14 protein-coding genes are annotated in these 14,254 nt (G+C 64.3%); 10 read left to right on the plus strand and 4 right to left on the minus strand.

Annotation, left to right across the window (positions count from 1 at the left end):
- Positions 1 to 98 precede the first annotated feature (98 nt).
- From H535_RS0108405 to H535_RS0108415, 3 genes are read right to left on the minus strand one after another with little or no spacing between them, the layout of a single operon-like run.
- Positions 99 to 1,406, minus strand: a complete 1,308-nt coding sequence (locus H535_RS0108405; protein WP_026819205.1) for a TRAP transporter large permease — start codon at positions 1,404 to 1,406, stop codon at positions 99 to 101.
- Between the two features lie 9 nt (positions 1,407 to 1,415).
- Positions 1,416 to 1,919 (minus strand): TRAP transporter small permease, encoded by a 504-nt coding sequence (locus tag H535_RS0108410; RefSeq protein ID WP_026819206.1) that lies wholly within the window; start codon positions 1,917 to 1,919, stop codon positions 1,416 to 1,418.
- Positions 1,920 to 1,968: 49 nt separating this feature from the next.
- Positions 1,969 to 3,021 carry a TRAP transporter substrate-binding protein gene (locus H535_RS0108415; protein WP_051298837.1) on the minus strand — a complete coding sequence of 351 codons (1,053 nt, stop codon included), beginning with the start codon at positions 3,019 to 3,021 and terminating at the stop codon, positions 1,969 to 1,971.
- A 202-nt stretch (positions 3,022 to 3,223) separates the two neighbouring features.
- Between H535_RS0108415 and H535_RS0108420 the strand changes: the two genes are divergently transcribed.
- From H535_RS0108420 to H535_RS24295, 10 genes are all read left to right on the plus strand, one after another.
- Positions 3,224 to 4,282: a LacI family DNA-binding transcriptional regulator gene (locus tag H535_RS0108420; protein WP_155838638.1), complete on the plus strand. Its 1,059-nt coding sequence runs from the start codon at positions 3,224 to 3,226 to the stop codon at positions 4,280 to 4,282.
- A gap of 47 nt (positions 4,283 to 4,329) precedes the next feature.
- Positions 4,330 to 5,736: a glucuronate isomerase gene (gene uxaC, locus H535_RS0108425; protein WP_026819209.1), complete on the plus strand. Its 1,407-nt coding sequence runs from the start codon at positions 4,330 to 4,332 to the stop codon at positions 5,734 to 5,736.
- A complete protein-coding gene (locus H535_RS24290; RefSeq protein ID WP_035768867.1) occupies positions 5,733 to 7,133 on the plus strand; it encodes a mannitol dehydrogenase family protein in 1,401 nt (466 codons plus the stop codon). The genes uxaC and H535_RS24290 overlap by 4 nt, the downstream gene beginning before the upstream one ends.
- Positions 7,134 to 7,204: 71 nt before the next feature.
- Positions 7,205 to 8,434 (plus strand): D-mannonate dehydratase ManD, encoded by a 1,230-nt coding sequence (gene manD / locus H535_RS0108435; RefSeq protein WP_026819210.1) that lies wholly within the window; start codon positions 7,205 to 7,207, stop codon positions 8,432 to 8,434.
- Positions 8,435 to 8,444: 10 nt separating this feature from the next.
- Entirely contained in the window at positions 8,445 to 8,981 is a 537-nt protein-coding gene (locus H535_RS0108440) for a gluconokinase (protein ID WP_026819211.1), read from the plus strand.
- A gap of 228 nt (positions 8,982 to 9,209) precedes the next feature.
- Complete coding sequence (locus tag H535_RS0108445; RefSeq protein ID WP_026819212.1) at positions 9,210 to 9,767, plus strand: hypothetical protein; 558 nt, start codon at positions 9,210 to 9,212, stop codon at positions 9,765 to 9,767.
- Positions 9,768 to 9,788: 21 nt separating this feature from the next.
- Positions 9,789 to 10,631, plus strand: a complete 843-nt coding sequence (locus H535_RS0108450) for an exodeoxyribonuclease III (RefSeq protein WP_051298841.1) — start codon at positions 9,789 to 9,791, stop codon at positions 10,629 to 10,631.
- Between the two features lie 70 nt (positions 10,632 to 10,701).
- A complete protein-coding gene (trpS, locus tag H535_RS0108455) occupies positions 10,702 to 11,742 on the plus strand; it encodes a tryptophan--tRNA ligase (RefSeq protein ID WP_026819214.1) in 1,041 nt (346 codons plus the stop codon).
- A 27-nt stretch (positions 11,743 to 11,769) separates the two neighbouring features.
- Positions 11,770 to 12,360 (plus strand): 2'-5' RNA ligase family protein, encoded by a 591-nt coding sequence (locus tag H535_RS0108460; RefSeq protein ID WP_245580231.1) that lies wholly within the window; start codon positions 11,770 to 11,772, stop codon positions 12,358 to 12,360.
- Positions 12,323 to 13,429: a YihY/virulence factor BrkB family protein gene (locus H535_RS24295; protein WP_051298843.1), complete on the plus strand. Its 1,107-nt coding sequence runs from the start codon at positions 12,323 to 12,325 to the stop codon at positions 13,427 to 13,429. Before H535_RS0108460 ends, H535_RS24295 begins: the two co-directional genes overlap by 38 nt.
- 45 nt (positions 13,430 to 13,474) lie before the next feature.
- Here H535_RS24295 and H535_RS0108470 read toward each other — a convergent pair whose 3' ends face one another.
- Positions 13,475 to 14,245 (minus strand): alpha/beta hydrolase family protein, encoded by a 771-nt coding sequence (locus tag H535_RS0108470; RefSeq protein ID WP_026819216.1) that lies wholly within the window; start codon positions 14,243 to 14,245, stop codon positions 13,475 to 13,477.
- Positions 14,246 to 14,254 lie beyond the last annotated feature (9 nt).

Genomic DNA, 14,254 nt, shown 5'->3' on the forward strand with positions numbered 1-14,254 from the left:
AGCGGAGCGTAAAGAATGCGGGTGGCAGTTGCAATCAGCGCCACCCGCATTCTCCCGATGATCCCGCTCTTTGGTGGTGTCGGCGGACCACCGCAGCGTTACTCGATCAGCCCCAGTGACGTGGGCAGCCACATGCTGACCTGCGGTATGAACACGACCACGAAGAGCATCGCGATCAGGGCGAATAGGAACGGCAGCAGTTTCGCCACCACCGGCTCGACCCGCAACCCGGCCACCCTCGCACCGACGAACAGTACGTTGCCGACCGGAGGCGTGATCGTCCCTACGCAGAGATTCATCACGATCATCGCGCCGAAATGGATGGGCGAGATCCCGAACTCAGTGACGATGGGCAGGAAGATCGGGGTGAAAATCAGGATCGCCGGGGTGGGGTCCATGAACGTTCCGACCACCAGCAGGATCGCCATCATGATAATCAGGATGACGGTCGGGTTCTCGCTGATCCCCAGCAGCACTTCGGAGATCAAATCCGGAATCAGCGCGAATGACATCACCCACGCCATCGCCGTCGACACCCCGACCAGCAGCATCACGATCGACGTCGTCCGGGTTGCATCCAGCAGGATCGCCGGCAAATGCTTGATCCTGATGTTCCGGTACACGAAGCCGAGCACCAGGCAATAGACGACGGCGATGGCAGCCGACTCGGTTGGAGTGAACACGCCGGTGAGAATGCCGCCGATGACGATGATGATCATCAGCAGTGAAGGCAGCGCCCGCAGCAGCGTCACCACGGCAACCGGAAAGGTCACCCGTTCGGTCGACTTCAGCTCGGGACGCTTGCGCGCATACAGGAAGACGATGGCGAAGCAGGCCAGCGCCCACAGCAGACCCGGGCCGACGCCGGCCATAAACAGTGCCGCAATCGAGCTGCTGGACACCAGCGCGTAGACAATGAAGGTGTTGCTCGGCGGAATCAGCATTCCGGACGGCGCCGACGCGACGTTGACGGCGGCAGAGAAGTTCCGGTCGTAGCCTTCTTTTTCCTGCCGGGGACCCATCACCGTCCCAATGGCGGCCGCGGCCGCAACGGCGGCACCGCTGACGGAACCGAACATGGCGTTGGCCACCACATTGGTCTGGGCCAGCGAGCCGGGCATCCGACCCACCAGCACCTTGCCGGCGTCGATCAGCCGTTCGGCGATCCCGCCGTTGTTCATTAATACGCCTGCGAGCACGAAAAACGGGATCGCCAACAGGGTGAACGAATTAATCCCCGCAAACAGCTGCTGGGAGCTGGTCAACACGGCCTGATCGAATTCGATCACCGACATCGTGGCGAAGACGGCACCGAGGCCGATCGACACCGCGATCGGAACACCGAGCAGGATGCCGATAGCGATACTGAAGAACAGGATGAGACCTGCGACAACTGCCATATCCATGAGGTCCTCCTATACCGCTTCAGGCTCGTCGTGCGCGACGGGTGGCTCGTGCCTGCGCAGCACCTCAATCGAGTGGTACAGCGCGTAGATGATGATCAACACGCCGGCCACCGGCATGGCCAGGTAGAGGGGACCCACGGATAGCGGCAGACCGGACAGCGCCTGCTCCCACGATTGCAGCGCCACCCGGTAACCACCCCAGACCAGGATGATCGCGGAGAACACCGCAATGATGACTTGCACCAGCACAGCAATGGCCTTCTCCAGAGAGTCGGGCAGTTTGCGCACCACGAAGTCAACGGCTATGTGACCGCGTTCCCCGAACACCAGGGCGGCCCCGCCCAGGCCCAGCCATACGAATATGTACCGGGCCAGGGTCGAGGACCACGAACTGGGCTGATCGAGCACCTGCCGCGTGAAGACCTGCCAGACGACGACGAGGACCAGGGCCGCGAACAACACGACACAAATGACCTCCAACGTCCGGTCGAGGAGTTTCTTTGAACTTTCCATAGGGCCTGAATCGACTACTTTCGTCAGCGGGGACGGTTTACTCTGCGGTTTACTCTGCTGCGGCCTTGGTGGCTTCGTACAGCTCGCGCTGCTTCTTGTTGTCGAGGTTCTTGTCAATGATGGGAGCCAAGGCCTTCTCGAAGGCTGCCTTGTCGACCTGGTTGAACTTGACGCCTTCCGCCTTCAACTTGTCGTGGGCTTCCTTGGTCTCCTTCTTCCACATCGCGGTGAAGTCCTTGACCGTCTGCTCCCACTCCTGCTGGAAGGCCTTGCGATCCGCATCAGACATTGACTTCAGCGTGTCGGTGTTGATGATCAGGTAATCAATGCCGATGAGGTGCTCGGTGTAGGAGAAGTACTTGGCGACCTCGTTGTGCTTCTGCGTGAGGTAGGAGATCTCATTGTTCTCGGCTCCGTCAATGACGCCCGACTGCAGCGCTGAATACACCTCGCCGTAGGCCATCGGGGCCGGTGAACCGCCCATCAGCCGGATCATGGACTGGGCAATGTCCGACTCCTGCACGCGGAACTTGAGTCCATTCATGTCCTTGGGGGTCTTGATGGGGTGCTTGGAGTTGTAGACGCTGCGCGCACCCTGGGTGAAGCCGCCGGAGAGCACGGTGATGTTTTCGTCTTCCAGGGAGGAGAACAGATCCCCAACGATCTTCTCATCGTTCAAGACCTTCATCTGGTGGTCGATGCTCTTGAACACGCCCGGCAGGTTGAACACCTTGAAATTCGGGTTCAGGTTCTCCAGCTGGGTGCCCGAGACGATGGCCATCTCCACAGAGCCATCGCTGACCAGCTGCAGCGCTTCCTGCTGGGCACCGAGTGTCTCGTTCGGGTATACCTTGATGTCCCAGCGGTCATCGGTGGCCTTGGCCAGACGCTCGCTGAAATCGGTCAGGGTGATGTAGGACGGGTGCTCCTTGGTCTGGTTCAGGGCCAGCCGCATGGTGCCCCCGGAGTCACCGCCTCCGGAGTCGCCGCCTCCGGAGTCGCCGCCGGCCTCGTTGCCGCCGGTCCCACCGCCACAGGCGGTAAGGGTCAGCGCCAGGGCGCTGGCAGCTGCCAGAAATGAAAAATTCTTCTTACGGCTCATGCTTACCTCTCATCGCTCCGCGGCCGCGGAGCTTGCTCGTGATGGCCGTCCCAACGTGTGGCGGGCAGGCGCGAACGGAGGCCAGCCGTCGTCGTGCATGTGAGCACGGGCACGTGAAGGACGTATTAGTCGATTCAGGCAGAGGTTAAGCCCGGTGTGCAATCAATTGCCATTAGTTGCCTTCGCGCCATAGCATCAAATGATGATCAGGGGCGGCTCCACCGGGACCAGTGGGGGCAAGGGGGATGAAAAGAAGGCCCCCACAATTTACGACGTCGCGCGCGCGGCCGGCGTCGCTTCATCGACGGTGTCGAGGGCCTTCGCCCGTCCGGGACGCGTTAGCTTTGAAACGGCCCAGCGGATTCACGCCGCCGCCGAACAACTCGGCTACCGGTCCAAGTCAATGGACCACAGCGCGGCTGGCTCGCGATCGAAAATGATTGCGCTGGTGATCGCCGATATCGCCAACCCCGTCTATTTCGAGATGATCCGCGGCGCCGAAGCGGCCGCCAGCGACGCCGGGTACACGATGCTGTTGTTCAACTCGCAGGAGTCCGACACGCGGGAACGGCAGGCGCTGGAGCGTGCCATGTCCATGGTGGACGGCATCGTGCTGTCCAGTTCGAGGATGTCGGATTCGGCCATCCGGCAAATGGCGAAACAAAAACCAACAATGGTGATGAACCGGGCCGTTGCCGACGTATCAAGTGTGGTCACCGACAATCCCCGCGGCATGCGCCGGGCGGCGGAACATCTGGGGGAGCTGGGCCACTCCGAACTGATGTACCTGGCAGGTCCGGAGGCCTCGTGGGCAGACGGGATGCGGTGGCGTTCGCTGCGGGAAGCCGGAATGGAGCTGGAGATCAGGACCCGGCGCGGCGGGCCTTTTGCTCCCACCCAGCATGGCGGCGCCGAGGCCGCGGCACAGTGGGCCGCGCATCCGTCGTCGGCCGTCGTGGCGTATAACGACCAGATAGCCATCGGATTCCTCCGTGAGATTGCCCGGATGGGCATGACCGTGCCCGACGACGTCAGCGTCGTCGGGTTCGACAACACCTTCGGCGCCGAATTGGTGACGCCGCCGCTGACTACTGTTGCCTCGCCGCTGTACTCATTGGGCTCCACGGCGGTCAATAACCTGCTGGCCATTGCAGGCGGGGCCCGGTCCATGTCCGGCCGTCCGGTGGTGCTGCCGGCCAAGCTGGTGGTGCGGGAATCGACGGCGGCATGGACGAAAAAGCGGCAAATCCGTGGCAAATAGTGGCAACTGATTGCCACGGATAACGGGGCTCTTCGAGCATTGAGATTATGCCAACGTCGATTGCCTCAGACCCTGACCGGCTGCTTCCCGCCGAGACCCGGACCCGGTCCATCGCCCGCGAACTGCTGGAGCGGGTGGACAACCTCCCGATCATCTCCCCGCACGGCCACGTGGACCCCTCCCTGCTGGCCGAGGACACGCCCTTTCCCGATCCGGCGACCTTGCTGGTCAGCCCTGACCACTACGTCACCCGGCTGATTCATGCCAGCGGCGTGCCCCTGGACCAGTTGCGGGTCGGCGGCACCACTGAGGTGGAGCCGCGCCAGGTGTGGCGCCGCTTCTGCGAGGCCTGGCCGCTGTTCGACGGCACAGCCTCGGCGTATTGGCTGCGCTCGGCCTTGACGCATGTCTTCGGGCTGACTGAAGAACTGTCCGCTTCGAATGCCGATGCCACGTTCGATACGATTAACGCCCGGCTGGCCGAGCCCGGCTTCCGGCCGCGCAACCTGTTCAAGGATTTCAATATCGAGGTGCTGGCCACCACGGACGATCCGATGGATGAGCTGTCCGCCCATGCCAAGCTGGCCGAAGACGGTTCCTTCTCCGGCAAGGTGATCCCCACCTTCCGGCCCGACAGTTACGTCAAAATCGAAACCCCGGGATGGGCGGGGCGCGTGCAGCGGCTGATCTCGGCCGCCGGCGATGGCAAGACCGGCTACGAGGGATACATCCGGGCGCTGGAAAACCGGCGCCGGCACTTCATCGAACACGGTGCCGTCTCCACCGACCATGGCGCCCGCAGCCCGTTCACCTGCAAGCTGACGACGGCGGAAGCCACCCGCATCTTTGAGCGCGCCTTGGCGGGGGACGCGGACGCGGCCGACCGGGACGTCTTCGAGGGCCACATGATGTACCAGATGGCGCGGATGTCCACCGAGGACGGGTTGGTGATGACCATCCATCCGGGAATCTATCGCAATCATCATCCGGACACCTTTGAGCGCTTCGGCGGCGACAGCGGACACGACATTCCAGTCCCCGTCAGCTTCACCGAGGGGCTGCGCCCGTTGCTGGCCGATTTCGGCACCGCCGAAGGCTTCCACCTGGTGTTGTTCACCGTTGACGAGACGGTGTACTCCCGGGAGCTGGCCCCGCTGGCCGGGTTCTACCCTTCCGTGTACATCGGCGCCCCGTGGTGGTTCCTCGATGCCCCCGACGCAATGCTGCGTTTCCGCGCCTCAGTGACCGAGACGGCCGGATTCTCCCGGTCCTCGGGCTTTATCGACGACACCCGGGCGTTCTGCTCCATCCCGGCCCGGCACGATGCCTCCCGCCGGATCGAGGCCGCCTTCCTGAGCCGGTTGGTGGCCGAAGGCCGGGTATCGGATGAACGGGCCCACGAACTGATCGTGGATATTGTCGACGCCGCGCCACGCAGGGTATTCAAGCTGTGAGCGCGCCGCTGAACCGCTCGGCGGTTGACGCCGGGCCCAAGGCACCGGTGCGGATTGTGCATATGGGTCTGGGCGCGTTCCACCGCGCCCACCAGGCGTGGTACACCGACCAGGTGGACCCCGGCAGTCAGTGGGGGATTGCGGCATTCACCGGTCGCAGCCCGAAGGCCGCGGAAGTCCTCGCCGCCCAGGACGGCCTCTACACCGTGGTCCAGCGAACGGCCGACGGGGACCGTCACGAGCTGCTCGGCAGCATCGTGGAGGCCCACGACGGCGCCGACCTGCAGCGGTTCCGCCAGCTGCTGGCCGCGGACACCACCGCCATCGTCACCATCACTGTGACCGAAGCTGCCTACCATGTCGGTGCCGACGGGCGGTTCGATACCGGCGCACCGGCGGTGGTGGACGATCTCAAGCTCCTGCAGGCCGACGACGGCCACGGGACATGGGCGGGGCCCGGGATCAGCCCCGTTTCCACCATGCCTGCACGGCTGTTGCTTGGCCTGCAGGCCCGGAAGGAAGCAGACGCAGGACCCATCGCCGTCGTATCCTGCGACAATTTGCCTGGCAATGGAGCGGTGGCAAGGGCGGCCGTGCTGGGGATCGCCGAAGCGGTGGATCCGGAGCTGGCGGCATGGGTCGATACCAACGTCAGCTTTGTCCAGACGTCGGTCGACAGGATCACGCCGGCGGCCACCGTGGCCGATGTCGAAAGCGTCGAAGCGGCGCAGGGCTACATTGACCACACGCCGGTGGTCACCGAACCCTTCAGCTCCTGGGTGCTCAGCGGAGACTTCCCGGCCGGGCGTCCTGCATGGGAGGAGGCGGGGGCGGTATTCGTCGACGATATCGGCCCGTTCGAGGACCGGAAACTGTGGCTGCTCAATGGCGCCCACTCGCTGCTGGCCTATTCCGCGCAGCGGCGCGGCCACGACACCGTGGCACAGGCCCTGGCCGACCGGACGTGCGTTCAGTGGGTGGAGCAATTCTGGGACGAGGCGCAACGCCATCTGCCCGCTGAGGGACTGGACATCGACCGGTACCGTGCGGCGCTGCGCGAGCGGTTTTCCAACGCCCGGATCGAACACCGGCTGGCGCAAATCGCCTCCGATGGCAGCAACAAACTGCGGCTGCGCGCCGTTCCCGTGATGAAGGCGGAGCGGCAGGCCGGGCGCAGCGGAGAAGCCAGCGCCCGGATGATTTCGGCTTGGATAGACTACGTCAAGGACGGCGGTACGGCACCGGATGCGGCAGCTGAAACTATCGCCGCCATCGTCGCCGCGGAAACAACCGACACGGTCCATGACCTGGTGCAGTTGCTGGACGAGGACCTGGCCGGCGATCCTGATGCGCTGCGCCTGATCGACTCGCTCCGCCGGCGCATGGCGCCGGCCTGAACCTGGCAAAGCCTGAACGTGGCACGGGTTTGAACCGGCGCCCACCGAGAGACCATAGAGAGGACCCATTCGTGAAGATCACAGCTGCCGACGTCATCGTCACCAGCCCGAGCAGGAACTTTGTCACCCTGAAAATCACCACCGACGAGGGCATCACCGGGCTGGGCGATGCCACTCTGAACGGCCGCGAACTGGCCGTCGCCACCTATTTGAAGGAGCACCTGGCTCCGCTGCTGCTGAACCGGGACCCGCACAACATCGAGGACACCTGGCAGTTCCTGTACCGCAGTTCCTACTGGCGCCGGGGACCGGTGACCATGGCCGCCATCGCCGCCGTCGACATGGCCCTGTGGGACATCAAGGGCAAGGTGGCCGGGCTGCCGGTGTACCAACTGCTCGGTGGCGCCTCCCGGACCGGGCTGCGCACCTACGGGCACGCTTCCGGCCGGGACCTGCCCGAACTGTTCGACTCCATCCGGGAGCACCTGGAGGAGGGGTACAAATCCATCCGGATCCAGACCTCGGTGCCCGGGATTAAGTCGTTGTACGGCGTCGCGGCACAGGCGCAGTCCTCGGGGGAGCGGTACGACTACGAACCGGCCGGCCGCGGTGACCTGCCCACTGAGGAGGACTGGGACACCCGCGCCTACCTGCGGCACGTTCCGACCGTGTTCGAGGCGGTGCGCAACGAGTTCGGCCCGGAAATCCCGCTGCTGCACGACGGGCACCACCGGATGACCCCGATCCAGGCGGCAAAGCTGGGCAAGTCGCTGGAGCCGTACGACCTCTACTGGCTCGAGGACTGCACTCCGGCGGAGAACCAGGATGCGCTGCGGTTGGTGCGCCAGCATACGACGACGCCGCTGGCCATCGGCGAGGTCTTCAACACGGTCTACGACTTCCAGACGCTGATCCGCGAGCAGCTGATCGACTACGTCCGCGCCGCCTCCACCCACTTCGGTGGCATCTCGCCGCTGAAGAAGGTGATGGATTACGCCGCGCTGTACCAGATCCGCTCCGGCTTCCACGGCCCGACCGACGTCTCTCCGGTGGGACTGGCCGCCCAGTCGCATGTCGGGCTGGCGATCCACAACTTCGGCATCCAGGAGTACATGGAGCACAGCGAGGCCACGAATTCGGTGTTCGAACAGTCGCTGAATTTCGCGGACGGCTACCTGCACCCCGGGGACAAGCCGGGCCTCGGCGTCGAACTGAACGAAGAAGCAGCGGCACGTTTCGAGTACCAGCGTGCCTACCTGCCCTACAACCGGCTCGCCGACGGCACGGTCCATGACTGGTAAAGTCCAGCCGGTGAGCGAACCAAATGCGGGCCACCAGATTGTGGTCATGGGAGTATCCGGCAGCGGCAAGAGCACTATCGGCGCGCTGATCGCCGACGCTCTGGGGGTGAACTTCGTCGATGGCGACAGCCTCCACCCGATGGACAATGTCGCCAAGATGGCCGCCGGCGAACCGCTGACCGATACCGACCGCTGGCCCTGGCTGGCCACGGTGGGCCAGGAGCTGGACGCAGCGGGCAGCACCGGACTGGTGGTTGCTTGCTCGGCCCTGAAGCGCTCCTACCGGACGGCGATCCTGGCCGACGCTCCTGCAGCGGTATTCGTCCACCTGGATGGTTCCCGCCAGGTGCTGTCTTCGCGGATGGAGGGTCGCAGCGACCACTTCATGCCCCCGGCGCTGCTGGAATCGCAGTTGGCGACGCTTCAGCGGCTTCAGCCGGCCGAACCCGGGTTCACCACGGATATCGACCGCCCGGTGGCCGACATCGTCGACGCCGCACTGGCTCAACTGGCCGGCCAGGCGGCTCCGGCAACTCCGCCGTCCTGACCGCTTTGTGCGTGGATGTTCGGGCGGGGAGTAAGTCAGACGAAAAAAGCGCGGTTTGTACCTGGAAGCCGCAGTTTTACTCCCGGCAGGAACGCAAACGGCGAAATCGATCAATCGACGGTGCCTGCCAACGGTGCCTGCACGCGCCACCCGCCCCGCGCCGACCGCCGCCGTTCGCCTTGAGGGGAAGTGCGCGTGGCACGGTCTGTGGTTTGGCAGAATAAGGGTATGCATCCTCCAGGCGCCGACAGTTCAATGAATTCGTCCTCCGGCACGAGGAAGGGCATACTCTTCGGCAGAGGCAGCGGCCTGGGAATGGCCGTCATCGCCGTAGTGTTCCTGGTCGCCCTCGTCTTTGCCGCCAACCAGAACGACGTGATCGGCTGGATTATCGCCCTTGTCGCATTCGGCTGGCTGCTGCTGGCCACCTTCATCGTGGTGAGCATCCGCCGGGCCGCAAAGTTCGGTGCGGACCAGGTGCGCCAGGCCCAGGACAATATGCGCAGCGCCAGTGGACAGGCGCCGTCGTCGTCATCGTCCGGCCACGGCAGCACCCGGTTGGTGCAGGATCAGCCGGCTGCCGGGGCCAACGCCATGCGGGACCAGAAGCTGGACCACAGCTTCAAGATCATCCAGGTGCAGGCCCGGGTGGTCGAAGAGAACCTCGGCAAGGACGCGGACGCGGTGTCCAGGGCGTTGGAAACCATCAATATCACGGCCCACAACGGTAAAGGCCTGTTGGGCGGCGACGACGGCGGCCCCATCAGCGGCAAGGTGGTCGACTGAGGTGACGGTAAGGTAGTACGGGTGGAATCGGCATCGACAGTAACCAACGAATCTGCACATCTGCGTATCGCATCGGTCAACGTCAACGGCATCCGCGCGGCCTTCCGGCGCGGCATGGCTCAGTGGCTCGACGACCGCGGCATCGACATCCTCTGCCTGCAGGAAGTCCGCGCCCCCGACGCCGTGGTGCACGACCTGCTCGGCGACGCCTGGCACGTTGTGCACGCCGAAGCGACTGACAAGGGCCGCGCCGGGGTGGCGATCGCATCGAAGCTGGAACCGGCGGCAACACGCCTGCATATCGGCGACGAATACTTCGCCACTGCCGGACGCTGGGTCGAATCCGACTTTGAGGTGCCGCTGCCGGCAGGCGGGACCACCACCTTCACCGTGGCCAGTGCCTACGTCCACTCCGGGGAGGTCGGGACCCCCAAACAGGAGGACAAGTACCGCTTCCTGGATGCGATGACCCAGCGGCTGCCGGAACTGCAGGCAGCCAGCGACCACGCGCTGGTGGTCGGCGACCTCAACGTGGGCCACACCGAACGGGACATCAAAAACTGGAAGGGCAACCTGAAGAAGTCAGGCTTCCTGCCGGACGAACGCGAATACTTCGACCGGTTCTTCGGCGACGTCGGCTTCTCCGACGTCGCCCGCCGGCTGGCCGGTGAGGTGGACGGACCATACACCTGGTGGTCCTGGCGGGGGAAGGCATTCGACAACGACACCGGTTGGCGTATCGACTACCAGATGGCCACCGAGGCGCTGGCGGATTCGGCGGTGGACGCCGTCGTCGACCGTGCCCCGGCGTACGACCAGCGGTTCTCGGACCACGCCCCGCTGGTTGTCGATTACCGTTTGTAATTCTTTTCCATTTGCCCGAAAGGCCCTTCCCCTCACCGGGAGCGGCAACGATTCCTGAGAGTATAAACCTATGGATCCCATCCAACCAGCGCCTGAACGGCCCCGGGTCTTGTCCGGCATGCAGCCGTCGGCGGACTCCCTGCACCTGGGAAACTACGTCGGGGCACTGCTGAACTGGGTCCGGATGCAACAGCAGTACGATGCGTACTTCTTCATCCCGGACCTGCACGCCATTACCGTTGCACAGGACCCGGCGGACCTGGCCAAGCGCACGCGGGTGACCGCTGCGCAGTACATCGCCGGTGGCGTGGATATCGACAAGTGCACGCTGTTTGTGCAGTCCCACGTCCCCGAACACACCCAACTGGCGTGGGTGCTCAACTGCATCACCGGCTTTGGCGAAGCGTCGCGGATGACGCAGTTCAAGGACAAGTTCCAGAAACAGGGCGCGGACCAGGCCAGCGTTGGGCTGTTCACCTACCCGGTGCTGCAGGCCGCCGACATCCTGCTCTACCAGCCCCACGGCGTCCCGGTGGGCGAGGACCAGCGCCAGCACGTGGAACTCAGCCGTGATCTGGCCCAGCGCTTCAACACCCGCTTCGGGGAAACGTTCGTGGTGCCGCAGGCATTCATTCAGCAGGAATCGGCCCGGATCTTCGATCTGCAGAATCCGACGTCGAAAATGTCCAAGTCGGCCGGCTCGCCGGCCGGGTTGATCAACCTGCTGGACGAACCGAAGGTTACCGCCAAGCGGATCAAGTCGGCCGTGACCGACGACGGCACTGAGGTCAGGTTCGATCGGGAGGAAAAGCCCGGCGTGTCCAACCTGCTGTCCATCTATTCGGCCCTGAGCGGCCGCACGGTCGCTCAACTGGAGGAGGACTACACGGGAAAGATGTACGGCCACCTCAAGACGGACCTGGCCGAGGTGGTCACCGACTTCGTCACGCCGGTGCGCGAACGGGCCAACGAGCTGCTGGACGATCCGGCCGAACTCGACCGGCTGTTGGCAGTGGGCGCGTCCCGGGCCCGGAAGATGGCCTCCCAAACGCTGGCGCAGGTCTATGAACGCGTTGGCTTCCTGCCCCAGCCGGCGGGCGACACCTACTAGAGGCGTTGGCCCAGTAAGATGTCTGCGATGGACGCACGGATTCGCCGGCCAGCCTCGACGCTGGAGGTAGCGCCTCCGGCGGTGAACAGCTGCGTTGGCATTGTGATCGCCATCCCCGAACCGATGGCCGATGAACTGCGCCAGTGGCGGGCCTCGTTTGGAGATCCACTGGCCGACGTCGTCCCGGCTCACATCACGCTGGTCACCACCACCGAATACGACGACTGGGACGCCACGGTGGACCATGTGCGCCAGGTGGCCGGGCGGCAGGCGTCGTTCCGGGTGCGGATCCGCGGCACGGGTTCCTTCCGGCCGATCTCGCCGGTGGTGTACCTCAATGTCACCGACGGTTTCGATGATTGCGTGCGTCTGCATCGGCGGCTGCAGGACGGGCCGCTGCGGCGCGAATTGCCTTTCGCATACCATCCGCACGTCACGGTCGCCCACGACGTCGGCGATGAAAGCATGGACAAGGCAGAAGACCTGTTGCGGTCATACGATGCCAGCTTCGACATCAGTACCATGGGACTCTACGAACACGAGAATAATGGTGTGTGGAGACTACGGGAAGAGTTGAACTTTGGCGGTAAAAACCCGGACCCGGAACCCGGCTCTTAAGAAGACTGCGGGAAATGAACCACCCGCACCTACCGAACGGGCCCGGCTCAAGGTCACCGCGCTGGACAAGCGCCGGGCGATCGGCAAGGCCAAGCGGGAGGGCAAGGGCTTCGTCGGCGTCGCCCTGGCGACCCTGATGTGGCTGCTCGCCAAGGTCAACACCCTCAAGCCGATGCGTTCCTTCAAGCTGTACGCGCAGCGGCATGGTCCGCTGATGGCGGCCGGCATTTCCTACAACATGTTCTTCGCCGTTGCTGCGATGCTGGTGGCCGGATTTTCCATCCTGTCGATCGTTGCCGCCGGGAACCGGGAATTCCAGCAGCTGATCGTCTCAGGCATCGACCGGCAGGTGCCCAAGCTGATTGACACCGGCGAGGGAGGGTTGGCGACCCCGGAGCAATTGTTCAGCACGGGAGGGGCGCTGAGCATCACACTGGTGATCTCCACGTTGACGATGCTCTATACAGCGCTGCGCTGGATCAGCAGCCTGCGCGAGGGTATGCGCGGGGTGTTCGACCTGTTGCCGCTGCAGTTGAATGTGGTGCTGGCCAAACTAAAGGATTTGGGCACGCTGGTCATTCTTGCCATCGCCATGGTGGTGACCCTGGGCGTGGGCGTGGTGGCCAACACCTTGCTGGATACCATTATCGACTTATTGAACCTGGGGGCGTTCGCAGGTGTCCTCACCCAGGTGGCGGGAACCCTGGTCATGCTGCTGCTCGATATGGTGGTGGCGGTGATTATGTTCCGGCTGGCGTCGGGCATCAAGATGCCGCGCCTGGCGATTTTCCAGGCCTCCCTGCTGGCCGCCATCGGCAGCACGGTGCTGCGGACGTTCAGCACCCAGCTGCTGGGCTCGGCCGGGGACAACCCATTGCTCGCGCCGTTTGCGGTGATTCTGGGACTGTTCGTCTGGTTCTTCCTGCTCAGCCAGGTGTATTTGATTTCCACCGCCTGGGGTGCGGTGACCACTGCCGACGTCGAGGCGTCCCGTGCGCGCAACGGGAAGGACCGGCTGCCCTCGCTGCGCCAGCGCGCGCGGGAGGCCGCAGCCGCCAAGCGCGCCTGACGCCCCAGCCAGCACAGTGCCCGCAGGGAGCTGCTCTACCGGCTGCTATTCGTCGTCGAGCTCCAGGTACTGGTCAGCCCAGGCGGAGACGATGTTGGCAGCGCGGCGGGCATCGCCGCGTCCCAGCAGCAAGTGGTCGCTGCCCTCCAGCGAAATGAAGGACTTGGGATGGCGGGCCGCATTGAAGATTCTTCCCGCATTCTCGATCCCGACCTGGTTGTCGGTAGGGGAGTGCATCACCAGCAAGGGCCGCCGCAAGGTCTCGATCCGGGTGGTCAGATCGTGGCTGCGCAGGTCCTCCAGCAGCTCCTTGCGGACGTTCAGGCTCCGGCCGCCGACCTTGATTTCGGCGCTGCCTTCGTCAAAGATTTCGTCCATCACCGGCTCGAATGCGTGCTCCAGGTGCGCCGGATCGTAGGGCGCGCCGATCGTGACGAAGGCGTCGATCTCGTCCAGGTTCTGCGCCGCGGACAGGATCGCGGCGCCGCCGAGCGAGTGGCCGACCACCAGCGAGAGGGTGCGCCCCTGGGACTTCATGAACTCGGCCGCATATTCGATGTTGGCCACGTTGTTGCTGAACGTCGCGTCGGCGAAGTCGCCCTCCGAATCGCCCAGGCCGGTGAAATCGAACCGCAGCGAGCCGATGCCGGCTTTGGCCAAGGCCTTGGACGTGCGCGAGGCTGCGGGGCTGTCCTTGCCCAATGTGAAACCGTGGACCATCAGCGCATAGGCGCGCAGGCCGCCGTCGGGCAGGTCCAGTTTCCCGGACAGCTTGTTGCCGTTGGTCCCTTCGAACGTGACGTTTTCGGTTGGCATGAACCCCTC

Origin of the sequence: Arthrobacter castelli DSM 16402 (genome assembly GCF_000430705.1) — a bacterium.
Taxonomy (GTDB): domain Bacteria; phylum Actinomycetota; class Actinomycetes; order Actinomycetales; family Micrococcaceae; genus Arthrobacter_C; species Arthrobacter_C castelli.